This window comes from Pseudomonas fluorescens (assembly GCF_030344995.1).
GTDB lineage: Bacteria > Pseudomonadota > Gammaproteobacteria > Pseudomonadales > Pseudomonadaceae > Aquipseudomonas > Aquipseudomonas fluorescens_BF.
The window spans coordinates 5,514,711-5,537,678 of sequence record NZ_CP128260.1; the positions used below are offsets into that span (position 1 = coordinate 5,514,711).

Annotated in this window: 18 protein-coding genes, 2 tRNA genes and 1 pseudogene; 15 read left to right on the forward strand and 6 right to left on the reverse strand. The window is 60.6% G+C overall.

Going from position 1 to position 22,968, the window contains the following annotated elements:
* Position 1 precedes the first annotated feature (1 nt).
* From lolB to ychF, 7 genes are all read left to right on the forward strand, one after another.
* A complete protein-coding gene (gene lolB, locus QR290_RS24735; RefSeq protein ID WP_039766346.1) occupies positions 2-619 on the forward strand; it encodes a lipoprotein insertase outer membrane protein LolB in 618 nt (205 codons plus the stop codon).
* A gap of 3 nt (positions 620-622) precedes the next feature.
* Positions 623-1,474 (forward strand): 4-(cytidine 5'-diphospho)-2-C-methyl-D-erythritol kinase, encoded by an 852-nt coding sequence (gene ispE / locus QR290_RS24740; RefSeq protein ID WP_115079198.1) that lies wholly within the window; start codon positions 623-625, stop codon positions 1,472-1,474.
* A gap of 37 nt (positions 1,475-1,511) precedes the next feature.
* A tRNA-Gln gene (locus QR290_RS24745) sits at positions 1,512-1,586 on the forward strand.
* Between the two features lie 47 nt (positions 1,587-1,633).
* Positions 1,634-2,575, forward strand: a complete 942-nt coding sequence (locus QR290_RS24750) for a ribose-phosphate pyrophosphokinase (RefSeq protein WP_003171603.1) — start codon at positions 1,634-1,636, stop codon at positions 2,573-2,575.
* A gap of 141 nt (positions 2,576-2,716) precedes the next feature.
* Positions 2,717-3,319 (forward strand): 50S ribosomal protein L25/general stress protein Ctc, encoded by a 603-nt coding sequence (locus QR290_RS24755; protein WP_007951725.1) that lies wholly within the window; start codon positions 2,717-2,719, stop codon positions 3,317-3,319.
* Between the two features lie 171 nt (positions 3,320-3,490).
* Positions 3,491-4,075 (forward strand): aminoacyl-tRNA hydrolase, encoded by a 585-nt coding sequence (gene pth / locus QR290_RS24760; protein WP_007951726.1) that lies wholly within the window; start codon positions 3,491-3,493, stop codon positions 4,073-4,075.
* Positions 4,076-4,097: 22 nt separating this feature from the next.
* Positions 4,098-5,198 (forward strand): redox-regulated ATPase YchF, encoded by a 1,101-nt coding sequence (gene ychF / locus QR290_RS24765; RefSeq protein ID WP_007951727.1) that lies wholly within the window; start codon positions 4,098-4,100, stop codon positions 5,196-5,198.
* A 63-nt stretch (positions 5,199-5,261) separates the two neighbouring features.
* On the opposite strand, the gene QR290_RS24770 is transcribed toward ychF, so the two are convergent.
* Entirely contained in the window at positions 5,262-6,479 is a 1,218-nt protein-coding gene (locus tag QR290_RS24770) for an MFS transporter (protein ID WP_289203803.1), read from the reverse strand.
* Positions 6,480-6,811: 332 nt separating this feature from the next.
* On the opposite strand from QR290_RS24770, the gene QR290_RS24775 reads away from it, so the two are divergent.
* Entirely contained in the window at positions 6,812-8,869 is a 2,058-nt protein-coding gene (locus QR290_RS24775; RefSeq protein ID WP_289203804.1) for a methyl-accepting chemotaxis protein, read from the forward strand.
* 115 nt (positions 8,870-8,984) lie between these two features.
* Positions 8,985-9,061, forward strand: a tRNA-Met gene (locus QR290_RS24780).
* 84 nt (positions 9,062-9,145) lie between these two features.
* Here QR290_RS24780 and QR290_RS24785 read toward each other — a convergent pair.
* Positions 9,146-10,246: a M14 family metallopeptidase gene (locus QR290_RS24785; protein ID WP_289203805.1), complete on the reverse strand. Its 1,101-nt coding sequence runs from the start codon at positions 10,244-10,246 to the stop codon at positions 9,146-9,148.
* Positions 10,247-10,401: 155 nt separating this feature from the next.
* Here QR290_RS24785 and ggt point away from each other — a divergent pair, with 155 nt between their 5' ends.
* The gene (gene ggt / locus QR290_RS24790) at positions 10,402-12,234 is read left to right on the forward strand and encodes a gamma-glutamyltransferase (protein ID WP_289203806.1); all 1,833 of its coding nucleotides are present in this window, start codon (positions 10,402-10,404) and stop codon (positions 12,232-12,234) included.
* Positions 12,235-12,421: 187 nt separating this feature from the next.
* Positions 12,422-12,793 carry a helix-turn-helix domain-containing protein gene (locus tag QR290_RS24795; protein WP_074692315.1) on the forward strand — a complete coding sequence of 124 codons (372 nt, stop codon included), beginning with the start codon at positions 12,422-12,424 and terminating at the stop codon, positions 12,791-12,793.
* 134 nt (positions 12,794-12,927) lie between these two features.
* Here QR290_RS24795 and QR290_RS24800 read toward each other — a convergent pair whose 3' ends face one another.
* From QR290_RS24800 to QR290_RS24810, 4 genes and pseudogenes are all read right to left on the reverse strand, one after another.
* A complete protein-coding gene (locus QR290_RS24800; protein ID WP_115079204.1) occupies positions 12,928-13,527 on the reverse strand; it encodes a flavin reductase family protein in 600 nt (199 codons plus the stop codon).
* Between the two features lie 87 nt (positions 13,528-13,614).
* The gene (locus QR290_RS28850; protein ID WP_371857323.1) at positions 13,615-14,046 is read right to left on the reverse strand and encodes a methyl-accepting chemotaxis protein; all 432 of its coding nucleotides are present in this window, start codon (positions 14,044-14,046) and stop codon (positions 13,615-13,617) included.
* A 156-nt stretch (positions 14,047-14,202) separates the two neighbouring features.
* Positions 14,203-14,931: pseudogene (locus QR290_RS28855) on the reverse strand (PAS domain-containing protein); the annotation flags it as partial.
* Between the two features lie 117 nt (positions 14,932-15,048).
* Positions 15,049-16,362 carry an MFS transporter gene (locus tag QR290_RS24810; RefSeq protein WP_115079206.1) on the reverse strand — a complete coding sequence of 438 codons (1,314 nt, stop codon included), beginning with the start codon at positions 16,360-16,362 and terminating at the stop codon, positions 15,049-15,051.
* A 199-nt stretch (positions 16,363-16,561) separates the two neighbouring features.
* Here QR290_RS24810 and QR290_RS24815 point away from each other — a divergent pair, with 199 nt between their 5' ends.
* The 4 genes from QR290_RS24815 to QR290_RS24830 all read left to right on the forward strand — a co-directional run bounded on the left by QR290_RS24815 (position 16,562) and on the right by QR290_RS24830 (position 22,862).
* The gene (locus tag QR290_RS24815; protein WP_007951749.1) at positions 16,562-17,980 is read left to right on the forward strand and encodes a short-chain fatty acid transporter; all 1,419 of its coding nucleotides are present in this window, start codon (positions 16,562-16,564) and stop codon (positions 17,978-17,980) included.
* 211 nt (positions 17,981-18,191) lie between these two features.
* Positions 18,192-19,889: a molecular chaperone HscC gene (locus QR290_RS24820; protein ID WP_289203807.1), complete on the forward strand. Its 1,698-nt coding sequence runs from the start codon at positions 18,192-18,194 to the stop codon at positions 19,887-19,889.
* Between the two features lie 11 nt (positions 19,890-19,900).
* Complete coding sequence (locus QR290_RS24825) at positions 19,901-21,628, forward strand: J domain-containing protein (RefSeq protein WP_289203808.1); 1,728 nt, start codon at positions 19,901-19,903, stop codon at positions 21,626-21,628.
* A gap of 61 nt (positions 21,629-21,689) precedes the next feature.
* Complete coding sequence (locus tag QR290_RS24830; protein WP_289203809.1) at positions 21,690-22,862, forward strand: hypothetical protein; 1,173 nt, start codon at positions 21,690-21,692, stop codon at positions 22,860-22,862.
* Positions 22,863-22,968 lie beyond the last annotated feature (106 nt).

Genomic DNA, 22,968 nt, shown 5'->3' on the forward strand with positions numbered 1-22,968 from the left:
CATGTTTTTGCGCCACGTCATAGTTTTCAGCTTTATCGCCCTGCTCGCCGGTTGCGCGGGTTTCGGTGCCCGTGAATCGGTCGAAGGCCACGGCAATCCGGGCCAATGGCGCGAGCACAAACAGCAATTGACCGGCCTCGATGGCTGGCAGATCGACGGCAAGATCGGCATCCGCGCCCCGAAAGATTCGGGCAGCGGCACGCTGTTCTGGCTGCAACGTCAGGATTACTACGACATCCGTCTGTCCGGCCCGCTGGGTCGTGGCGCGGCGCGCTTGACCGGCCGCCCGGGTGCGGTGTCGCTGGAAGTGGCGAATCAGGGCCGCTATGAAGCACCGACTCCGGAAGCGCTGGTCGAAGAACAACTGGGCTGGAAACTGCCGGTCTCGCATCTGGCCTGGTGGGTTCGCGGCCTTCCGGCACCGGACAGCAAAAGCCGTTTGACCCTGGACGGCAACAGCCGTCTGGCCAATCTGGATCAGGATGGCTGGCAGGTCGAATACCTCAGCTATGCCGAACAGAACGGTTACTGGCTGCCCGAGCGGATCAAGTTGCATGGCACCGATCTGGACGTGACGCTGGTCATCAAGACCTGGCAACCGCGCAAATTGGGGCAATAACGCATGACCGCTCCACGCCTGACATTGCCTTCTCCGGCCAAACTCAATTTGATGCTGCACATTCTCGGTCGTCGTGAAGACGGTTATCACGAGTTGCAGACGCTTTTTCAGTTCCTCGACTACGGCGACGAAATCACTTTCGCCGTGCGAGACGATGGCGTGATTCGCCTGCACACCGAATTCGACGGCGTGCCCCACGACAGCAACCTGATCGTGCGCGCGGCGAAAAAACTTCAGGAGCAATCCGGCTGCTCGCTCGGCATCGACATCTGGATCGACAAGATCCTGCCGATGGGCGGCGGCATCGGTGGCGGCAGTTCGAACGCGGCCACCACCCTGCTCGGCCTCAATCATTTGTGGCAACTGGGTTGGGATGAAGATCGCCTGGCTGCACTGGGCCTGACACTGGGCGCCGACGTGCCGGTGTTCGTGCGTGGCCATGCGGCTTTCGCCGAAGGTGTCGGTGAGAAACTGACCCCGGTCGACCCCGCCGAACCGTGGTATGTCGTGCTCGTTCCGCAAGTCTCTGTTAGTACGGCAGAAATTTTTTCAGATCCATTGTTGACACGTAACACGCCGCCCATTAAAGTGCGCCCCGTTCCCGAGGGAAACAGTCGAAATGACTGCTTGCCGGTGGTCTCGAGGCGTTATCCAGAAGTACGTAACGCATTGAATTTGTTAGGTAATTTTACCGAAGCAAAACTCACCGGAACTGGAAGTTGTGTGTTTGGGGGCTTCCCAAGCAAAGCTGAAGCTGATAAAGTCTCGGCCCTTCTGACAGAGACCCTTACAGGGTTTGTAGCGAAAGGAAGCAACGTTTCGATGTTGCATCGCAAGCTGCAAAGTCTGCTCTAAAGGAACCAAGTGCCCGGCACTTGCAAGCAACAGATACAGGGGCGTCGCCAAGCGGTAAGGCAGCAGGTTTTGATCCTGCCATGCGTTGGTTCGAATCCAGCCGCCCCTGCCATTTTCCTATACTCATCCAGGTATACCCTCAGCCTTCAGGTACTGCGCGTGTCCAAGATGATGGTCTTTACGGGGAACGCTAACCCCGATCTGGCTCGGCGTGTCGTACGTCAGCTGCATATCCCTCTCGGTGACATCTCTGTCGGTAAATTCTCCGACGGCGAAATTACAGCCGAGATCAATGAAAACGTTCGTGGTAAAGACGTCTTCATTATTCAGCCGACTTGCGCTCCGACCAACGATAACCTGATGGAACTGGTAGTGATGGCTGATGCCTTCCGCCGCTCCTCGGCTACTCGTATCACTGCTGTTATTCCTTATTTTGGTTATGCCCGTCAGGATCGCCGTCCGCGTTCCGCACGTGTGGCTATCAGCGCGAAAGTCGTTGCTGACATGCTCACCGTAGTCGGCATCGACCGTGTTCTCACGGTTGATCTGCATGCTGACCAGATTCAGGGTTTCTTCGATATTCCGGTAGATAACATCTACGGCTCCCCGGTTCTGGTGGATGACATCGAAGATCAGCGCTTCGAGAACCTGATGATCGTGTCCCCGGACATTGGTGGCGTCGTGCGTGCACGTGCCGTTGCCAAGTCTCTGGGCGTGGATCTCGGGATCATCGACAAACGCCGTGAGAAAGCCAATCACTCTGAAGTGATGCATATCATCGGTGATGTCGAAGGGCGTACCTGCATTCTGGTCGATGACATGGTCGATACCGCCGGCACTCTGTGCCACGCGGCCAAGGCCCTGAAAGAGCATGGCGCAGCCAAGGTCTTTGCCTACTGCACACACCCTGTGCTGTCGGGTCGGGCCATCGAGAATATCGAAAATTCCGTGCTGGACGAGCTGGTGGTCACTAACACCATCCCGCTGTCCGCTGCAGCACAAGCCTGTGCACGTATCCGTCAACTGGATATCGCACCGGTTGTTGCCGAAGCGGTTCGCCGCATCAGCAATGAAGAATCGATCAGCGCGATGTTCCGTTAAGGGCCCTGCCCTTCTCGAAATGTCTCGTTGACGAAAAGCGCCCCGCCCCGGCATTCCTGCCGGGGCGGGGCTTTTTTGCCCATACCGTGTTCGGCGCTGGTCGCAAACGCCACTCGGTCATGGCTATTTTGGAGATACAAAATGAACGATTTTACTCTGAATGCTGAAGCGCGTTCCGACCTGGGGAAAGGTGCGAGCCGCCGCCTGCGTCGTCTCGCCGCCCTGGTTCCAGCTGTTGTTTACGGTGGCGACAAAGCCCCTGAATCCATCAGCATGCTGGCCAAAGAAGTTGCCAAACTGCTCGAAAACGAAGCTGCCTACAGCCACGTTATCGAACTGAACGTTGGTGGCACCAAGCAAAACGTGATCATCAAGGCTCTGCAGCGTCACCCGGCCAAAGGCCACGTGATGCACGCTGACTTCGTACGCGTTGTAGCTGGCCAGAAACTGACCGCTATCGTTCCTGTGCACTTCATCAACGAAGCTGCTCCAGTGAAGAAAGGCGGCGAAATCTCGCACGTTGTTGCCGAGATCGAAGTTTCCTGCCTGCCGAAAGATCTGCCTGAGTTCATCGAAGTCGACCTGGCTAACGCTGAAATCGGCACCATCGTTCACCTGTCGGACCTCAAAGCTCCTAAAGGTGTCGAGTTCGTTGCTCTGGCACACGGCGATGACAAGGCTGTTGCCAACGTCCACGCTCCACGTGTTGCTCCAGAAGCTACCGAAGAAGGCGCAGCAGAGTAATTCACTCTGTCATGCCTGAGTGAGCAGGTAATATCGCGGACTGGAACGTAGCGAGAAAGCGGGCGGGAACGCGGAGTTTACATCCATGGTAAATGAGCATTTTTCGTCCACTTTCGCCGCCTTCCCTGATCGCGGCGATGTTATCCACCACTCAAAGGAAGGGCCCCTATCGTGACTGCCATCAAACTGATCGTTGGCCTGGGAAATCCAGGCGCTGAATACGAACAGACCCGGCATAACGCAGGGGCCCTTTTTGTTGAGCGCATCGCCCACGCACAAAATGTGAATCTCGTGGCCGATCGCAAGTATTTCGGCCTGACCGGGCGCTTTTCGCATCAGGGTCAGGATGTTCGTCTGCTGATTCCCACCACCTACATGAACCGCAGCGGCCAGGCCGTGGCGGCACTCGCCGGTTTCTTCCGCATCAAGCCTGAAGAAATCCTGGTGGCGCACGACGAACTCGATCTGCCTCCGGGCGTCGCCAAACTCAAGGTTGGCGGCGGCCATGGCGGTCACAACGGGTTGCGCGACATCATTGCGCAATTGGGCAATCAGAATACGTTCCACCGCCTGCGGCTTGGCATCGGCCACCCGGGCGTCGCCAGTATGGTTTCAAATTTCGTCCTGGGTCGTGCGCCACGCGCCGAACAGGAAAAACTCGATGCCAGCATCGACTTTGCCCTCGGCGTGCTGCCGGATATCCTCGCCGGTGAATGGAACCGCGCGATGAAAAACCTGCACAGCCAGAAGGCCTGACTCTAATCCGAGGGGAAACACCATGGGATTCAATTGCGGCATCGTCGGCCTGCCTAACGTCGGCAAGTCCACCCTGTTCAACGCCCTGACCAAATCCGGGATCGCGGCCGAGAACTTCCCCTTCTGCACCATCGAGCCGAACAGCGGCATCGTGCCGATGCCGGATCCGCGTCTGGACGCTCTGGCGGCCATCGTCAATCCGAAGCGCATCCTGCCGACCACCATGGAATTCGTCGACATCGCGGGTCTGGTTGCCGGCGCTTCGAAAGGTGAAGGTCTGGGCAACAAGTTCCTGGCCAACATCCGCGAAACCGACGCGATCGCTCACGTTGTACGCTGCTTCGAAGACGAAAACGTGATCCACGTTTCCAACAGTGTCGACCCGAAGCGCGACATCGAAATCATCGACCTGGAACTGATCTTCGCCGACCTCGACAGCTGCGAGAAGCAACTGCAGAAAGTCGCGCGCAACGCCAAGGGCGGTGACAAGGACGCAGTGGCCCAGAAGGCCCTGCTGGAGCAGTTGATCCCGCACTTCAGCGAAGGCAAGCCTGCACGCAGCCTGATGAAAAACATGAGCGCCGACGAAAAAGCGATCATCAAGGGCTTTCACCTGCTGACCACCAAGCCGGTCATGTACATCGCCAACGTCGCTGAAGACGGTTTCGAGAACAACCCGCACCTGGACGTGGTCAAGGCCATCGCCGAAGAAGAAGGCGCCATGGTCGTTCCGGTCTGCAACAAGATCGAAGCGGAAATCGCCGAGCTGGACGACGGTGAAGAGAAAGACATGTTCCTCGAGGCCCTGGGCCTGGAAGAGCCTGGCCTGAACCGCGTGATCCGCGCCGGATACGAAATGCTGCACCTGCAGACCTACTTCACCGCCGGTGTCGAAGAAGTCCGCGCCTGGACTGTCCGCGTCGGTGCCACCGCACCGCAAGCCGCTGGCGTGATCCACACCGACTTCGAAAAAGGCTTCATCCGCGCCGAAGTGATCGCCTACAACGACTTCATCCAGTACAAGGGCGAAGCCGGTACCAAGGAAGCCGGTAAATGGCGTCTGGAAGGCAAGGACTACATCGTCAAAGACGGCGACGTGATGCACTTCCGCTTCAACGTGTAAAAGCTGCACCCAAGAAAAAGCCGCGTTCGATACGCGGCTTTTTTATGTCTGAAATTCCGCCCGTCAGGCTTTTTTGGTTTTTGGCAGGAAGATCGCCAGCACTCCGAACAGCGGCAGGAACGAGCACAGGAAGTACACGTATTCGATGCCGTGGATATCCGCGAGATGCCCGAGTAACGCCGCGCCAATCCCGCCAAAACCGAACATCAGACCGAAGAACACCCCGGCAATCATTCCGACATTGCCCGGCACCAGTTCCTGCGCGTACACCACGATCGCCGAGAACGCCGAAGCGAGGATGAAGCCGATCACCACGCTCAGGACGCTGGTCCAGAACAGGTCGACATGCGGCATCAGCAGCGTGAACGGCGCCACGCCAAGGATCGAGAACCAGATCACTGCCTTACGCCCGATCTTGTCGCCAATCGGCCCGCCGAAGAATGTGCCCGCCGCCACCGCGCCGAGGAACAGGAACAGATGCAGCTGGGAACTGGCCACCGACAGGTCGAACTTCTCGATCAGGTAGAACGTGAAGTAGCTGGTCAGGCTGGCCATGTAGAAATACTTGGAGAACACCAGCAACCCGAGCACCACCAACGCGCTGATCACCCTGCCCTTCGACAGTCCATGAGTGGCGGCCTGGCCGGACTTGAGCTTGAACAGGTTCAGGTGATGGGCGTACCAGCGGCTGATGCGATAGAGCACAAACAGCGCAAACACAGCGAACAGGCCGAACCACGCCACGTTGCCTTGACCGAAAGGAATGATGATCGCCGCCGCCAGCAACGGGCCGAATGCCGAACCGGCGTTACCACCGACCTGGAACGTCGATTGCGCCAGACCGAAACGTCCACCCGACGCGAGCCGCGCGATACGAGAAGCTTCGGGGTGAAAGGTAGAAGAGCCGATGCCGATCAGCGCCGCCGCCAGCAAGATGAGAGGGAAACTGCCAACCATCGACATCATCACAATGCCGATCAGCGTGCACACGGAACCCGCCGGCAACAGCCACGGTTTCGGATGCCGGTCGGTGTGATAACCGACCCACGGCTGCAATAGCGAAGCGGTCAGTTGGAAGGTCAGGGTAATCAGGCCGACCTGGGTAAAACTCAGGCCATAGTTGGCCTTGAGCATCGGATAGATCGACGGCAGCACTGACTGGATCAGATCGTTGATCAAATGCGCCAGCGCGACCGCGCCGATGATGCGCATCACCAGTGGACTGCTCTGGGGAGGAGCGGACGCCGAGGCAGCGGCGGTCTGAACGTTGCTGATAGCCATGAAGTTTCCGGACTGCAGATGGGTGCACGCGGGCAGGTGCGTCAATGTGCCATTTTTCGGTGCGTCAGCGCCATCCCCTTAGCCAGCTAACGAACTATTCAGTCGTCGCGCCATAGGTGATAGCGCAACGCCATGGTCTGAATCTTGCCTTGCTTATCCGCTTGAACGCGGCGCCCTTACAAAGGGCATCGAGAATGGGAAGTTTCGCTACAGAGCCGGCCTACAGAGCGGGCAAGAGTGAACTTTCGAGGCCTTTTAGCAGGGCACCAATCCCGGTCGCAACGACCGCGATGCACGCCGATGGTGCGTGGTGTCCAGAGGAGTCATGGGGCATGCAGGCTTTTTTATCACCGGGGATCAGGTTGCTGGGGCGGTTTGGCTTCGCGCGTAAATTCCAGTTGTTGTTTCTGCTGTTTATCCTGCCATTGGCCGGCAGCCTGTTGATGATCGGCCAGGACTATCGCGACAAACTCAACCTGATCGCCGGCGAACGTGCCGGTGTGCGGCAGTTGCTTGCCCTCGACGCACTCGACAACCTGCTAGCCGCCCAACGCGACCGCGCCGCCCGCTGGCGCGCCACGGAAACCAACCGCCAGCCGACGCCCGCGACCCTTGCCGCGATGGCTGCGTTCGATGGCGTACAACCCGCTGTCGCCCAAGCGACGCTGGACTTGGGCAATGCCCTGCAAGCCGAAGGCGCGGAAGGCGAAACCCTGGCTCGCTATCAGGCCCTGCAAGCCGCGCTCGATGGCCTGGATTCGAAAAGCCTTTCCGGTGTCGGTTGGTGGCCGGACGGTTACGACCGGTTCACCAATGCCCTCAGCGCCCTGCAAGCCTTGCGCGAGCAGATCGCAATGGACAATCGCCTGATCCTCGCGCCGTGGCTGGAAACCTATCTGCTGACGCAGATTTCCACCCAGCACGCGCCAGACCTGATCGAGCGTGTCGGCCGACTGGCAGCTGTCGGCCAGGCGTCTGTGGTGTCCGGCCAGTTCACCCTGCAAAGCCGTCTGCAACTGCGCGACCTGCGTAGCCGCATCGGCGATGCCCGCGAGCAGCTGGTGAAAACCGCAGGCCTGCTCGAGGCGCGTCTGCCGCCAGCCCTGCAAGGCTGGGCCGGGCAGTATCACGACAGCCTCAAGCAGCTGGATGCCGGTCTGAAAGTGCTGGATGACGGCGTGTTCGGCGGCAGCATCAATCTCAAGCCTGAAGAATTCGAACGCACTCTCGATGCCCTGCTCGGTAACCTCGCCACGCTGCGCCAGCAATCGCTGGTGTCGCTGGATCAGCGGCTGGATGACTACCACGGATCGGCGATTCGTCAGTTCATCATTGTCGCGGCGGTCTTCGGTTTCCTGTTGCTGGCGGCGCTGTATCTGTTCGTCTGTCTGCAAGCCTCGATCCGCCGCAGCGCCAGCGGCATCACGCTGCTCGCCGAAGCCCTGCGTGACGGCAATCTGAGCCTGCAAGTGCCGGTCGTGGGCCGTGATGAACTGGCCTCGATCAGCACCGCGCTCAACGTGGCCGTGGTGCAGTTGCGCACCAGCCTGCTAGGTGTCGATCACGAGACTTCACAACTGAGCAACGCCGTGCGCAGTCTCAACGATCACTCCAGCGGCGCCCTCAGCGAAGTCGAAGCGCAGCAATTACAGATCAGCCAGATCGCTGCAGCAGCCACACAATTGGCGGCCACCTCTCAAGGTGTCGCGCAGAGTTGCGAACAGGCTTCGGGCAGCGCCCAGCACACCCGGCGCATCGCTGCCGACAGTAGCCGTGACAGTCAACGCACCACAGCGAGCATTCAACAGCTCAATCAGCGTCTGAACGAAACCGCAGCCGCGCTCGGCCGGGTCAGCGAGCAAGGGCAGCAGATTCAATTGGTGGTCGACACCATTCGCGGCGTCGCCGAGCAGACCAACCTGTTGGCGCTCAATGCCGCCATCGAGGCCGCGCGGGCTGGGGAACAAGGTCGCGGCTTTGCCGTGGTGGCCGACGAAGTGCGCAGCCTGTCGCAACGTACGCAATCGTCTACGGCGCAGATCGCCGGTACGGTCGACAGCCTGCGCAATACGGTCAACGAAGCCGTGAGCCTGATGGAGGCAGCGTGCGGCCAGGCGCAATCGGATGCCGAAGCCGTTACCGGGCTAGGCGAACGACTGGGAGAAATCGCCAGCGCCGTGCAGAGCGTCACCGACACCCTCGCCCAGATCGCCACGGCAGTCGAAGAACAGGCCAGCACCGCCGATGAGGTCAGCGGCAATATCCAGCAGGTGGATCAGGCAGCGGTTCGCCTGCTCGAAGGCGCGCGGGCCGTGAATCTGGCGGCGGACACCTTGAGTCAGGGCAGCCATGCCTTGAGTGCCAACACCGGAAGATTTCAGCTGCGTTGAAAGCCCCTCCCGCCCCGATTTTCGGCGCGGGAGGATAAGCGGTTGAAAATAAGAAGAAATATTTTGAATTTACGCTTGACGCTTTTCCATTTCAGGGGAATAATGCGCGCCACTTGGCTACATAGCTCAGTTGGTTAGAGCATAGCATTCATAATGCTGGGGTCCGGGGTTCAAGTCCCTGTGTAGCCACCAAGTACTAAAAACGGCTTACCGAAAGGTAGGCCGTTTTTTTATGCCTCGAGAAAAGTGCCGGCCATCATCAGCCGGCATTTTCTTTTATCCGGCCAGCGCCGCCAGCCCTTTCGCCCAGATCTGCCGCGTGCGCAACCCGACCATCGCCCGCCAGTCCGGGTCGGCGGGATAGAACTGCTCCAGCAGATTCAGTTTGATCTCGCGCCCCGTCGCATCCAGCGGATCGCCATGCAGATGCAGCCAGTGATCGTCGCGCAGGTAACGATGCACGTCCGGCCCTGGATAAGTCCCGCACTCGATCACGAACGGCATCAGCTGCACATTCGGCAGCGCATTGAGCAGTGCCTGCGAGGTGTAGCCCGTGGCGGTCGCGGCAACGCCGGTTTCACTCAAGGTTTCGGCGCCAGTGTGCAGCGTGTAGAGCCACGGGCCGTAAATCGATTGCGCCTTTGCCAGTGCCGGATACGGCGCTTGGGTAATCGTCAGCAGCATCGGATGCCCGTACTCGCCGGCGCCGGTGTGCAGGTCGAAACACATCACGGTTTCAGCACCGGCCAGATGATTCTCGATGATTGAATGCAGCGTGCGATTCGACCAGCTCGGCGCGAGGCCGCCAAAGAACAACCCGTCGGGATGACTGTGCTGGCCGCCCTCGACAATCGACATCACCGCCGGCCAGCCGTGTTCGGCAATCTGCGCATCCAGCAAGGCATCAGCCTTTTGCCGCTCGGGGCCGTTCAAATCGTTGCAGGCGTAGATTTCATGCAGCGCAGCGTAAGCGCGGTTGTCCGGAAGCGGTCGATTGAAATCCAGGTGATTACGGTTGAGGTCGATATTGTCTTCGTTGACCCGCCGCAGCCATGCCGTGCCCCACGGGTTGATCAGGTGAACCATCACCACCGCGACGTCCTTCGGCAGCGAGCCCGGCGTGAAATGCTTCAGCCAATCGATCTGACACTCCGAACCGTAATAACCCTCAACCCCGTGGGTGCCGCTGAGCGCCACCAGGCGCCGTTTGGCCGCTGAATCCCCCAGCACCGCCACATCGGTACTCAAAGACTCGCCAAAGGGCCCATTGAGCGGATGCGCGTACGAAGAGAGCGTTGCGCCCGCCACCTTCGCGGCGGCTAGAAAGCGCTCGCGCTGTTCGCGATAGCCGGGCTGTATCGGAAACTCGTTGTGCATGGCGGCCTCTTGTTGATTGTTCTGGCTTCACGTTTGCCCATGACCCTACAGAAAATCCGCCAAGTCATGAAGGACAAAGAGACCTCCGGTTTGCGTCGTACACGGTCGGCCGATACAGTCCGTCAGACTTTTATCCCACGGACGGAGAGCCCCGCGTGTTTCCAGCCCTGCCCCTGAACCGGTTTCGCCTGCCAGCCCTGACGCTGATCGTCAGCGCCATCGCCCTCACGGCCTGCAACGCACCGCCCTCCTCGACCCTGCCGCTGGCACCGGAAGCCGCCTCCGGTTACCGCACCGGCCTGCAAGCCAGCCACGCCGAGAAACACATGGCCGCGGCTGCCAATCCGCTGGCCGCCGAGGCCGGACGCGAGATGTTGCGTCAGGGTGGTTCCGCCATCGATGCCGCCATCGCGATGCAAGCCGTATTGACCCTGGTCGAACCGCAATCCTCCGGGATCGGTGGAGGCGCGATGATCGTGCTGTGGGATGGCAAGCAGGTGCGCACCTACGACGGTCGCGAAACCGCACCGGCCGGTGCAACCGAAAAACTGTTTCTACAGGCCGACGGCAAACCGATGCCGTTCCCGCAGGCACAGATCGGCGGACGCTCCGTAGGCACACCGGGCGTGATGCGTGCATTGGAACTGGCGCACAAAAAGCACGGCCGCTTGCCGTGGGCAACATTGTTCGAGCCGGCGATCAAACTGGCCGAGCAGGGTTTTGCGATCTCCCCGCGCCTGCATTCGCTGCTGGAATCCGACCCGGTGATTCGCCGCTCGCCGGACATGGCCAGGTACTTTCTGAACAGCGATGGCAGCGTCAAAGCCGTCGGCACGCGACTGCAAAACCCGGCGCTGGCCGCCGTTCTCAAACGCATCGCCAACGAAGGTGCGGACGCACTGTACAAAGGCCCGATCGCCGAAGAGATCGTGGCCAAGGTTCAGGGCCACGCCAACCCCGGCAGCCTGTCGCTGAACGACCTTCAGCACTATCAGGCCAAGGAGCGCGCGCCACTGTGCACCGACTACAAGCGCTGGCAGGTTTGCGGGATGCCGCCGCCATCATCGGGCGGGATTGCGGTGGCGCAGATTCTCGGCACCTTGCAGGCGCTGGAAACCCGCGATCCGCGTCTGTCTCTGACGCCGCTCAAGCCAGTGAAAACCGATAACCCCGCCGGCATCGAACCTGCGCCGCAAGCCGTGCACCTGATCGCCGAAGCCGAGCGCCTGGCCTACGCCGACCGCGCGCAATACGTAGCCGATACCGACTTCGTGCCGGTGCCGGTCAAAGGTTTGGTCGATCCGGGTTACCTGGCCAGCCGCGCCAGCCTGATCGGCGAACGTAGCATGGGCAGTGCCAAACCCGGCACACCGCCGGGCGTGCAGGTCGCCTACGCACCGGATCGCTCGCCGCTGCGCATTTCCACCTCGCAAGTAGTGGCGGTCGATGACTTCGGTGGCGCCGTGTCGATGACCACCACCATCGAAGCAGCGTTCGGCTCGCACCTGATGGTTCAGGGTTTCCTGCTCAACAACCAGTTGACCGACTTCTCGTTCATCCCCGAAGAGAACGGCCAGAAAGTCGCCAACCGCGTGGAGCCCGGCAAACGCCCGCGCTCATCGATGGCGCCGACCCTGATCTTCGACCGCAACAGCGGCGAGTTCGTCGCCACCGTCGGCTCTCCCGGCGGCTCGCAGATCATCGAGTACGTGGCCAAAACCACCGTCGGCCTGCTCGACTGGAACCTCGATCCGCAAAGCGCCATCAGCCTGCCCAACTTCGGCAGCCGCAACGGCCCCACTGAACTGGAACAGGGCCAATTCAGCTCGACACTGATACAGGCACTCAAGGACAAGGGCCACGCTGTGAGCGAAATCGACATGACCAGTGGCACCCAGGCCATCGTGCGGGTCAAGGATGCTCAGGGGAAGACAACGCTGTCAGGTGGAGCGGATCCTCGGCGTGAAGGGGTAGCGTTGGGGGATTGAATCAGCGCTGCCAACTGAAAAAGGCTTACCGAGAGGTAAGCCTTTTTTGTATGTGCATGAATCCAATTCGGCTAAATCACGCTGCCTTTTCCTACACCGGAAAAGTGCTGTCCGGGATAGAGTGCTGCAGAGTTCTCACAAACAGTACGACGCAATCGACGCTGATACCGTCGAAATGGAGTAACCCATGAACATACGTCCGATTCATACCGAAGAAGACTACCGTGCGGCGCTCAAAGACGTGTCCGCTCTTTTCGAGAATGAGCCAGAGCCCGGTACGCCTGAAGGTGATTACTTCGACATCATGATCACCCTTATCGAGGCCTATGAGGCCAGACACTTCCCACTCGACCTGCCCAACCCGATTGACGCCATAAGGTTTCGGATGGAGCAGTCCGGGCTGTCGGCAGCCGATCTCGCTCCTGCAATTGGCCGGACAAACCGCGTTTATGAGGTTCTGAATGGCAAACGCGCGCTGACGCTTCCCATGATCTGGAAGCTTCACGAGTTGTTCGGTATTCCGGCAGAAAGTCTGATCAAACCCATGAAATCGGTCTGATTGAAACCCCGTGATGCAGGCACCTCAACATATGTTGCCAACCCTCAATTCCGCTGCCAACTGAAAAAGGCTTACCGAGAGGTAAGCCTTTTTTGTATTGCAACATCCGGCCATGACTTGTCATCAAGCGGCGCTCAAACCGAAAGGGTCTTGCCATCCACCGGATTGCCAATCGTCAGGAAATGCCCACCGGCCACGTGGTGCAGCGTGCGCAAGCCGTCATGCCCTTCGAAGTGCCAGCGCCCATCGCTGAACACCCGCGAATCAGCCTGCGCCGCGATCACCTCGGCCAGGAACAGATCGTACTGTTCGTGATTGCGCGGCTCCGGCAGCAACCGGCACTCGAGCCAGGCGACACAACCGTCGAGCATTGGCGCATCAACCTGCTCACCGGCGAAGGTCGGCAGGCCATAAGCCTGAAATTTGTCCTGACCTTGATCCCGATTGATTTCTAGGCCCGAGGTCGAGCCGACGGTCTGCACGATGTCAGCCTGATTCAAGCACGGCACGTTGAGAACGAAGGTGCCCGAGGCCTCGAGCAGTTGCCGGGTCCAGGTGGACTTATCGAGGACCACCGCTACTTTCGGCGGTTCGAAATCCAGCGGCATGGCCCACGCAGCCGCCATGATGTTGCGCTGCCCGTCATGGGCGGCGCTGACCAGCACGGTCGGTCCGTGATTGAGCAGGCGATAGGCTTTGTTCAGGGGAACCGGGCGACGGAAGGACTCGCTCATGGGATCTGCTCCGGGAAAAAGAGCCGATTGTAGCGGGATAAAAACAACGAAGGGATGGCCGTCGACCCTCCCTTCGCCTGGCAGGCATCAGCTGGATAGCTGGTTGGCGAACTGGCCGACTGCATCCACCACTTTCTGCGCGCCGTCCTGGATCTCGACGATCACCGTACCCGCCTCCGCCGCCAGCGCCAGCCCTTGTTCGGCCTGTTGCTTGCCGTCGGTCATCAGGGCCACGGCGTTGCGCGCCATGTCCTGATTCTGGCGCACCACACCGACGATTTCTTCGGTCGCCTGACTGGTGCGCGAAGCCAGTTGCCGCACTTCGTCGGCCACCACGGCAAAGCCTCGGCCCTGTTCACCGGCGCGAGCGGCTTCGATGGCGGCGTTCAGCGCCAGCAGGTTGGTCTGCTCGGCAATGCCGCTGATGGTCTTGACGATGGTGCCGATCACCTGGGATTGCTCGTTCAGCGCCTCGATGCCTTCGCCGGCGGTCTGCATGTGCTTCGACAGATCGCGCATCACGTTGACCGCTTCAGTCACCACGCGGGTGCCGCGCTGGGCGGTGCTGTCGGTTTGCAGGGACGTGCTGTAGGCGATGTTGGCGGCGTCGGCAACGGCCTGTTCCTGATTGACCTGATCGGTGATCACCGTGGCGAACTTCACCACTTTGTAGAGCTTTTCGTTGGCGTCTAGCACCGGGTTGTAGGACGCCTCCAGCCAGACGGTCCGACCATGGCTGTCGACCCGTTTGAAACGGCCGGCGACAAATTCGCCATTGTTCAGGCGACGCCAGAAGTTCTGGTACTCGGCGCTGTTGTACTCCTCCGGCTCGCAGAACTGGCGGTGATGTTTGCCCTTGATCTGCGCCAGGCTGTAACCCATGCCTTGCAGGAACCGTTCGTTGGCGCTCAGCACGTTTCCGCTGAGGTCGAACTCGATCACGGCAGTCGAACGCACCAACGCGCCGATCAGGTTTTCGTGTTCGCGGGAGGCCTCGATGGTGCGGGTCAGGTCGCTGGAGAAAATCGAGAAATGTTTGATCCGGCCATCCGAAGAGCGAATCGGTTGGACGATGGAGCGCAACCACGCCTCCTCGCCGTTGCCGCGTGAAAGGCGCACAGCGCCGGCGAAATGCTCGCCACGGGTCAGGGCAGCCTTGAAGCGGTGATGAAATTCGTCGGACTTCACATGCGCTGGCACGATGTCTTCGATGGCGCGGCCGATCAGGTCGTGGCTCTTGTAGAGCATTTCATTGAGGAAATTCTGGTTGACCGACTGAATCCTTCCGTCGGGCTCAAGAGTGAGCACCAGCATCTCGCTTTCCAGGCTTTCCTTCACTTGCAGAAGGCTGGAGAGTTCTTCACGAAGAGCCGCCAGCTCTTGCTTCAGGCGTTTGTTGAACATGGGAAAGCACCGATGGACTGGGTGGAGAGCGGGTATGCAGCCTAACCATCGGCCTTGGAAATCTTTTCTGAAGAGCGCTTGAGGCTTGTCCTACAAAAATAGTTACGCCTCGACAACTCAGGCGGTGCCGGCCACCGGACACTGTTCTGCACGCGGCATGCGCGAGCCGAAATACGCCGCAGTGACGACGCCCACCGCGCCCATCACCGCGCAGAACATTACGCAGATCCACGGACTCCACGGCATCAGACCGATCAATAGCAACGGTGTGACACTGGCCCAGGCGGCGTAGGCAATGTTGTAGGTGAAGGAGATCCCGGAAACGCGGATTCGCGCCGGGAACAGGCTGACCATCACCGACGGCACCGCACCGACCACGCCACAGCACAACCCGGCGATGGCGTAGGCCAGACCGACCCAATCCCCGCCGCTGATCAGACAGGCGTAAAGCAGACCGATGCCCAGCGGCAGCAGCAGGCTGTAGAGCATGACCGTGCGCCAGGCGCCGATGCGATCGACCAGCCGGCCGGCGATCACGCAGCCGATGTTCAAGAAAACGATGCCCAACGCGCTCAACGCGAAGGTGTGGCCGGCAGTCATGCCGAAGGTTTTTTGCATCATGGTCGGGGTGATGACCACGAACACCACCACCGCCGAGGTCAGCACGCAGGTCAGGAGCATCGCCGGCAACATGGCCAGCCGATGATCGCGCAGCACGGTACGCAGCGGCAGTTCGACCCGCGCTTCGCGCTGCGCCTCCATGGCCATGAACACCGGGGTTTCGCTCAACCAGCGGCGCAACCAGACGCCGATCACGCCGAACACACCACCGAGCAGGAACGGATAACGCCACGCGTAATCCAGCACTTCGGCCGGAGTGAACACCTGCGCCAGAAAAGTCGCGGTCAATGCGCCGATCAGATAACCGAAGGTCAGGCCGGCCTGCAGAAAGCCCAGGGCATAACCGCGATGGCCGGCCGGCGCGTGCTCGGCCACGAACACCCAGGCGCTCGGCACTTCACCACCCACCGCCGCGCCTTGCAGGATGCGCAGCGCCAGCAGCAACAGCGGTGCGAAATAGCCGATCTGTGCATAAGTCGGCATGATCCCGATCAGCAGACACGGCAGCGCCATCATCAGGATGCTCAGGCTGAAGACCTTCTTGCGCCCCAACCGGTCGGCGAAATGCGCCATCAGGATTCCGCCCAGCGGGCGCGCCAGATAGCCGGTGACAAAGATCCCGAAACTTTGCAGCAGGCGCAGCCACTCGGGCATTTCCGGCGGGAAGAACAGCTGGCTGAGGGTCAGGGCGAAGAACACGAAAATAATGAAATCGTAGATCTCCAGCGCCCCGCCCAGGGCCGCAAGGCCGAGGGTCTTGTAGTCGGAACGGCTGAACGGCGCCGGTCGGGCAGTGGAATGGGCAGTCATGGCAAAGAACTCTGGCAGGCAAAAAACCAAGGCGCCCATGGTCTACGCAAACGGGCCGCCGGACAACCCGTTAGACCATAGTCTGATTCGGCAAAACACGGTCACAAAAATCCGCCGGTTGATTTACTGTTGGCACCTGTCCAGACGGGCCGGCCAAGCCCCGAAGACCACAATAAACATAAAAATCCGAGGTACTCCCGTGGCCGTTGATATCGAAGATAGCCGCTCTGCGCGCTTTGCCTTGCGCTGTTCAAGTTTCGCCGAACGCTGGTTTCCCGACTCCTGGGTATTCGCTGCGCTGGCGGTAATCATCGTCGCGCTGGCGACCCTGGCCATGGGCGCCAAACCCACCGACGCCGCCATGGCCTTCGGGGACGGATTCTGGAGCCTGATCCCGTTCACCATGCAGATGGCCTTCGTGGTGATCGGTGGTTATGTCGTGGCCAGTTCGCCGCCCGCCGTGAAACTGATCGATCGCCTGGCGCGGATCCCGAAGAACGGCCGCTCGGCCGTGGCCTGGGTCGCGCTGATCTCGATGGTTGCGTCCTTGCTCAACTGGGGCCTGTCGCTGGTGTTCGGCGGTCTGCTGGTCCGCGCCCTCGCCCGCCGCACCGATCTGAAAATGGACTACCGCGCCGCTGGTGCCGCCGCCTACCTTGGCCTCGGCGCCGTGTGGGCGCTGGGCCTGTCGTCGTCCGCCGCGCAGTTGCAGGCCAACCCGGCCAGCCTGCCGCCGTCGATTCTGTCGATCACCGGGGTGATTCCGTTCACTCAGACGATTTTCCTTTGGCAGTCGGGAGTCATGCTGCTGGCGCTGATCGTGATTTCGATCATCATCGCCTACGCCACTGCACCCGGCCCGAACTCGGCGCGTGACGCCAAGGCCTGCGGCATCGACCCGGCCTTCAACCTGCCGCCGCTGCAACCGCGCACCCGCCCTGGCGAATGGCTGGAACACAGCCCGCTGCTGATCATCCTGCTGGTGCTGCTGGCGGCCGGATGGCTGTTCCACGAGTTCTCGACCAAACCTGCGATCACCGCGATTTCCGGGCTCAACACCTACAACTTCCTGTTCATCATGCTCGGCGCGCTGCTGCACTGGCGTCCGCGCAGTTTTCTCGATGCGGTGTCGCGCGCCGTGCCGACCACCACCGGGGTGCTGATCCAGTTCCCGCTGTATGGCTCGATTGCCGCGCTGATGACCACGGTCAAGGGCACCGATGCCCAGACCCTGGCCCATCACATCTCGACGTTCTTCGTCAGCATCGCTTCCCATGACACCTATGCGCTGTTGATGGGTGTGTACTCGGCGATTCTCGGTTTCTTCATTCCGTCCGGTGGCGGCAAGTGGATCATCGAGGCGCCGTATGTGATGCAGGTGGCCAACGATCTCAACTATCACCTCGGTTGGGCGGTGCAGATCTACAACGCCGCCGAAGCCCTGCCGAACCTGATCAACCCGTTCTACATGCTGCCGCTGCTGGGCGTGCTGGGGCTGAAGGCGCGGGATCTGATCGGTTTCTCATTCGTGCAATTGCTGGTGCATACGCCGTTGGTGCTGGTGCTGCTGTGGGCGCTGGGCACAACGCTGTCGTATCTGCCGCCCGTCATGCCTTAAACGATGTCTACAGGGCGCCGGCTCCGGCGCCCTGTCTTTCCCTTCGACCCCTTCAACAAAAAGCGACCCGAACGATCCTTCCTGCGGTTGTCTGTCGCAAATAATGGCCCAGAGCCATCATCTTTCTTTACCGCGCCACTGCCTCGGTAATATTCTTGCGCGCCCAATATCTGTTTCATTTTTTGTCTGAGCGCAAAGGGAGTTCGTTGCAATGATCGTCGGGATTGACCTGGGAACCACCAACAGCCTTGTTGCCGTATGGCGCGGCGATGCCACTGAGTTGGTGCCCAATGCCCTGGGGCAGTTCCTGACACCCAGCGTGGTGGGCCTGGACGATCAGGGCCGGATTCTGGTCGGGCAAGCTGCCCGTGAGCGCCTGCACACCCATCCGCGCCTGACCGCATCGCTGTTCAAGCGCCATATGGGCAGTGCGACAGAGGTCTACCTCGGGGATAAAAAATTCCGCCCCGAAGAGCTCTCGGCGCTGGTGCTCAAGAGCCTGAAAGAAGACGTCGAACGCACCTATGGCCAGACCGTCACGGAAGCCGTGATCAGCGTTCCGGCCTATTTCAGCGACGCCCAGCGCAAGGCCACGCGCATCGCTGGTGAACTGGCGGGCCTGAAAGTCGAAAAGCTGATCAACGAACCCACCGCCGCCGCACTCGCCTACGGGCTGCACCAACGGGACAAGGAAACTTCGTTCCTGGTGTTCGACCTGGGCGGCGGTACGTTCGACGTGTCGATTCTCGAACTCTTCGAAGGAGTCATGGAAGTGCGCGCCAGCGCCGGTGACAACTTCCTCGGCGGCGAAGATTTCGACAACGTACTGCTCGAGCACTTTATCGATCAGCATCGCAACGTGTCGGACTTCCCCGAGCGCTCCACCATCCTCCAGCCGCTGCGCCGCGAAGCCGAGCGTGTCCGCCGAGCGCTGGGCCAGGACGCCAGCGCCGAATTCAGATTGCAGGTCGGCGAAAAGCAATGGATTCAGACCATCACTCAGGCGCAGATGGCGACGTTGTACATGCCGTTGCTCGAACGCCTGCGCGCGCCGATCGAACGGGCCCTGCGCGACGCACGCATCCGCGTCAGCGACCTCGATGAAATCCTGCTGGTCGGCGGCACCACGCGCATGCCACTGGTGCGCAAACTTGCTGCCGGACTGTTCGGCCGCTTCCCGTCGATCAGCCTCGATCCGGATCAGGTCGTGGCTCAGGGCGCCGCAATTCAGGCGGCGCTCAAGGCCCGTTCGGCCGCGCTGGAAGAAGTGGTGCTGACCGATGTCTGCTCCTACACCTTGGGGATCGAGACCTCCACCCAGGTCGGTCGCCAGTATGAAAGCGGTCACTACCTGCCGATCATCGAACGCAACAGCATCGTCCCGGTCAGCCGGGTGAAAACCGTGCAGACCCTTCACGACAACCAGGAACAGGTCGTCGTGAAAATCTTTCAGGGCGAAAGCCGCCTGGTCAAAGACAACGTGGCGCTCGGCCAACTGGACATCAAGGTGCCCAAGCGCAAGGCCGGCGAAGTCGAGCTGGATGTGCGCTTCACCTACGACAACAACGGCTTGCTCGAAGCCCAGGTCAGCATTCCCCTGACCGGTCAGCAACATTCGCTGGTCATCGAAAACAACCCCGGCGTGCTGACGCCTGAGGAAATCCAGCAGCGTCTGCAAGCTTTGGCGCAACTGAAGATCCATCCGCGCGAGCAACAAGTGAACACCCTGCTCAGTGCGCGGCTGGAACGTCTGTATCAGGAAAGCCTGGGCGACCTGCGCGATCAGATCGGCTATTGGGCCAAGCAATTCCAGCAGGCGCTGGATTCCCAGGACGAGCGGCAGATCCGTGAAACCCGTACCGAACTGAGCAAGCAGTTGAGCGCCCTCGACCGTAACCCTTGGCAGTAAGGAGGCACGACATGGAATGCTGGTCTGTCCTGCAACTGCCCGAAGACGCCGGGCTGCGTGATATCAAGCGCAGTTACGCGCGCCTGTTGAAAGTCTTTCGGCCCGATGAAGATGCCGCAGGCTTCCAGCGCCTGCGCGAGGCCTATGAGCACGCACTGTCGATTGCCCAATGGCGCCTTGAAAACGAGGAGACCGAAGAGCACGGCGACGTCATGCTGGCCCCGGGGATCGCCGCGCTGGCGGTACAAGAGCAGTCCATGGCTCAGCCGCTGCAGAAGACCGGGACTGATGCATGGGATTACCCTGCGGCGCCATTCGAACCGGTGACCCCGGCCGCGCCCGAAGCACCGCTCGAGTCGCCAGTCTTGCGGGTACAGCCCCTGAATCCGGAGCCTTTTAACCTGGAGCCCGTGGAGCCAACCGCCGACCCGGCTGTTGAAGCCGCATCGCAATTACTGGACGGCCTCTCGGACACCAATCTGGAGCAGCGCTGGGAGCAGGCGCGCCAACAGGATTGCGCGCAAGCGTTCCAGGCGCTGTTGTTGACGTTGTGCTTCGATCAGCCCGCCCTGCGCCTTTCGATTGCCCGTTGGGCGGTGCAGCACCTCGGCTGGCTGGGCCCATGGCAGGAGATCGTCATCGGCGACGGACAGCGCAGCATTCTCGCCAACGAGTTGCTGATGGATTACCGGCAATCGCTGGAAACGCTGCTCGCATCGCAAAACGAGCGCGAGTTTCTCTCGCTGCTCAAGACTTACACGGCCCAACCCTGGCTCCAGGTGTTCGACCGTCGGGAACACTGGCAGCAGATCATCCTGCAACTGCTGCTGGACACGGAATGGAGCGTGCCGCTGTTCGACCGTGTGTCCCAACTGTTCGGCTGGGACGACACCAAGGGCATTCATCCGCAACCGGACTGGCTCTGGCAATCACTGATCGAACGCTGCAACCAGGAAAGCCTCTACGACAACCTGTGCGCCCGGGCCGAAGATCAGCGCAACGGGTCGCCCGACGCTCTGGCTGCGCGGATGCTGATCAGTCCGATGAAGCCACGGCAACAGAAAGACATGACCGACCGGTTCATTCCGGCTGACTGGCAGGCCTGCCAGCAGTTGTCGGAAACCCTCAAGTGGCGCTTCCCCGACCTGCTCGCCCGTTTGCCGTACGCCGACGTTTTCTACTGGCGACGGTTTCTGCCGCGCTACATCGCCGCCGAAACCTGGTTGCGTTCATGGGCCGCAATTGCGCTGGCGCTGTGGCTGTTTTATCTGCCCGCCGAGCACAAGACCACGGCAATGAGCATCGTCATTCCCCTGGCCTTCGCCTGCGTCCCTGTCTGGTTTTTCCGGATCGGCTTGAGTTATTGGTTTCTGATCAGCGCCCATTTGATCGTTCAGGATCTGTGGCTGACCGAAAGGATCATTCCACGCCGATGGAACCCTGATACCCGCTGGCTCGTGCTGCGCCATGGCGTACCGCAAGCCGTCATGATCCTGCTGTTCTCGGTCATGCTCGGTGGGCTGGGAGCCTTCACCTATATCGGGGTGATCCTGATCGGGCTCTGGCACAAACGGCGCATCGGAACGCTCGACCCGGAGTTCAGCGATAAACACCCTTGGCTGACCGCACTGCACTGGGCGCATTTCAGCCCGTTGCAGCTGCTGTTTCTGGTGGTCATGACCGGGGTGATTCTTGCCAGTCAGCTTGGTTATTCGCTGAAACACCTGTTCCCCGGCTAGGCTAGACGCGGGCCGGATTGCCCTCCACCAAGGTTCTACCTTCGCTGAAAAGGATCTGAGCATGTTGAAACTCGCAGGCCTCACCCTCGCGGCGCTCACGCTGAGCGCCGCCGCCCACGCCGATGTCGACCTGAAACTGGGCAGCACCGAACGCGTCACCCGCCTCTTCACCTACCCCAACAATTGCAGCGTGATCTGCTTTCGCAACTGGACGCTGGAGCAGACCGTCGCCCATTACCTGAGTCAGAGCGTGCAGCGCGACGGCTACACCAATGCCAAAGTGCTGGTGAAGAACGACAACGATCAGCTCTACGCCGAAATCAGCGGCGTACCGAAGGGCTACGACAAGCCGCTGACTGCGCTGCTGGACGCCGGCGACCTGGCCTACAACGGCGCCAGCAAACTCAATGCCGACGGCAAATGGGCGTACAGCTGGTACCTGTTCCTGCCACTGGGCATGGCCCTGGAAAACCGCAAGAGTGTCGAGCTGCTGCACTTCCCGCCGGATTACTCGCTGACCCAGGCCCAGGATTACCTGCGCTCGAACACCACCGACCGCTGGGCCGCGCTATTGACCGACAATGGCATCCCCGCCGACCAGACGCCGGCCTACCAGACCATCATCGACATCGCCCCGATCGCCGCGCCCGCCAGCGCCGGCAAGGACCTGGAAGGCGTGTACGACTACTTCAAGGATTACCAGACCACCATGGTCAAGCAGGTCAGCCAGAACGCCAGCGGCGCCGTGCTGCCGATGGTTGCCTTTGGTGCGCCAGTGCGGAACTGGATCAAGCAGCAATACGGTACGACCGTAAATGTACTGGGCCTTGCGACCATCAGCCCGAGCGCGGGGGTGAACGTGCCGGTGCTCGGTTCCAACCACCCGAGCTACATCTGGTATGCCGCCGACCCGAGCAACTACACCGGCGACGATGCCCAGGCCAAGGCCGATGCAGCCGGTCTGAAGGTGATGGGACAAGACTTGAGCGCCGCCTGCTGGCAGGCCGGGATGGGCAGCAAACCGGGCACCGATCCGAAGACACTGCTCAACAGCTGCACCCAAACCTGGCAAGTGACGCAGAAAGCCAAGACCTGCGAGCTGTTCTACACCACGATCCGCAACGAGACCGTGGCACAAGCGGACCAGACCTGCTCGACCGCTCCGGTCAAATCCCAGCTGCAACAGCTGAAAAGCCCATTGCCGGACATGGCCACGCCTGCTGCCCATCTCTGAACGGACATGCGATGTTCCCGCGTCAGCCTTGGCTGACGCGGGAAAGCGTCTATTTCGCCTGTCAGATCTGACAGTAGCCCGTTAGTGTGATTTGCGGGATCTTGGA

Bases quoted from the DNA above. Each gene is read 5' to 3' on its own strand.
- lolB (WP_039766346.1), top strand. From the start codon at position 2: ATGTTTTTGCGCCACGTCATAGTTTTCAGCTTTATCGCCCTGCTCGCC.
- ispE (WP_115079198.1), top strand. From the start codon at position 623: ATGACCGCTCCACGCCTGACATTGCCTTCTCCGGCCAAACTCAATTTG.
- QR290_RS24755 (WP_007951725.1), top strand. From the start codon at position 2,717: ATGAACGATTTTACTCTGAATGCTGAAGCGCGTTCCGACCTGGGGAAA.
- ychF (WP_007951727.1), top strand. From the start codon at position 4,098: ATGGGATTCAATTGCGGCATCGTCGGCCTGCCTAACGTCGGCAAGTCC.
- QR290_RS24770 (WP_289203803.1), bottom strand. From the start codon at position 6,479: ATGGCTATCAGCAACGTTCAGACCGCCGCTGCCTCGGCGTCCGCTCCT.
- QR290_RS24775 (WP_289203804.1), top strand. From the start codon at position 6,812: ATGCAGGCTTTTTTATCACCGGGGATCAGGTTGCTGGGGCGGTTTGGC.
- QR290_RS24785 (WP_289203805.1), bottom strand. From the start codon at position 10,246: ATGCACAACGAGTTTCCGATACAGCCCGGCTATCGCGAACAGCGCGAG.
- QR290_RS24795 (WP_074692315.1), top strand. From the start codon at position 12,422: ATGAACATACGTCCGATTCATACCGAAGAAGACTACCGTGCGGCGCTC.
- QR290_RS24800 (WP_115079204.1), bottom strand. From the start codon at position 13,527: ATGAGCGAGTCCTTCCGTCGCCCGGTTCCCCTGAACAAAGCCTATCGC.
- QR290_RS28850 (WP_371857323.1), bottom strand. From the start codon at position 14,046: ATGCGCGATCTGTCGAAGCACATGCAGACCGCCGGCGAAGGCATCGAG.
- QR290_RS24810 (WP_115079206.1), bottom strand. From the start codon at position 16,362: ATGACTGCCCATTCCACTGCCCGACCGGCGCCGTTCAGCCGTTCCGAC.
- QR290_RS24820 (WP_289203807.1), top strand. From the start codon at position 18,192: ATGATCGTCGGGATTGACCTGGGAACCACCAACAGCCTTGTTGCCGTA.
- QR290_RS24825 (WP_289203808.1), top strand. From the start codon at position 19,901: ATGGAATGCTGGTCTGTCCTGCAACTGCCCGAAGACGCCGGGCTGCGT.
- QR290_RS24830 (WP_289203809.1), top strand. From the start codon at position 21,690: ATGTTGAAACTCGCAGGCCTCACCCTCGCGGCGCTCACGCTGAGCGCC.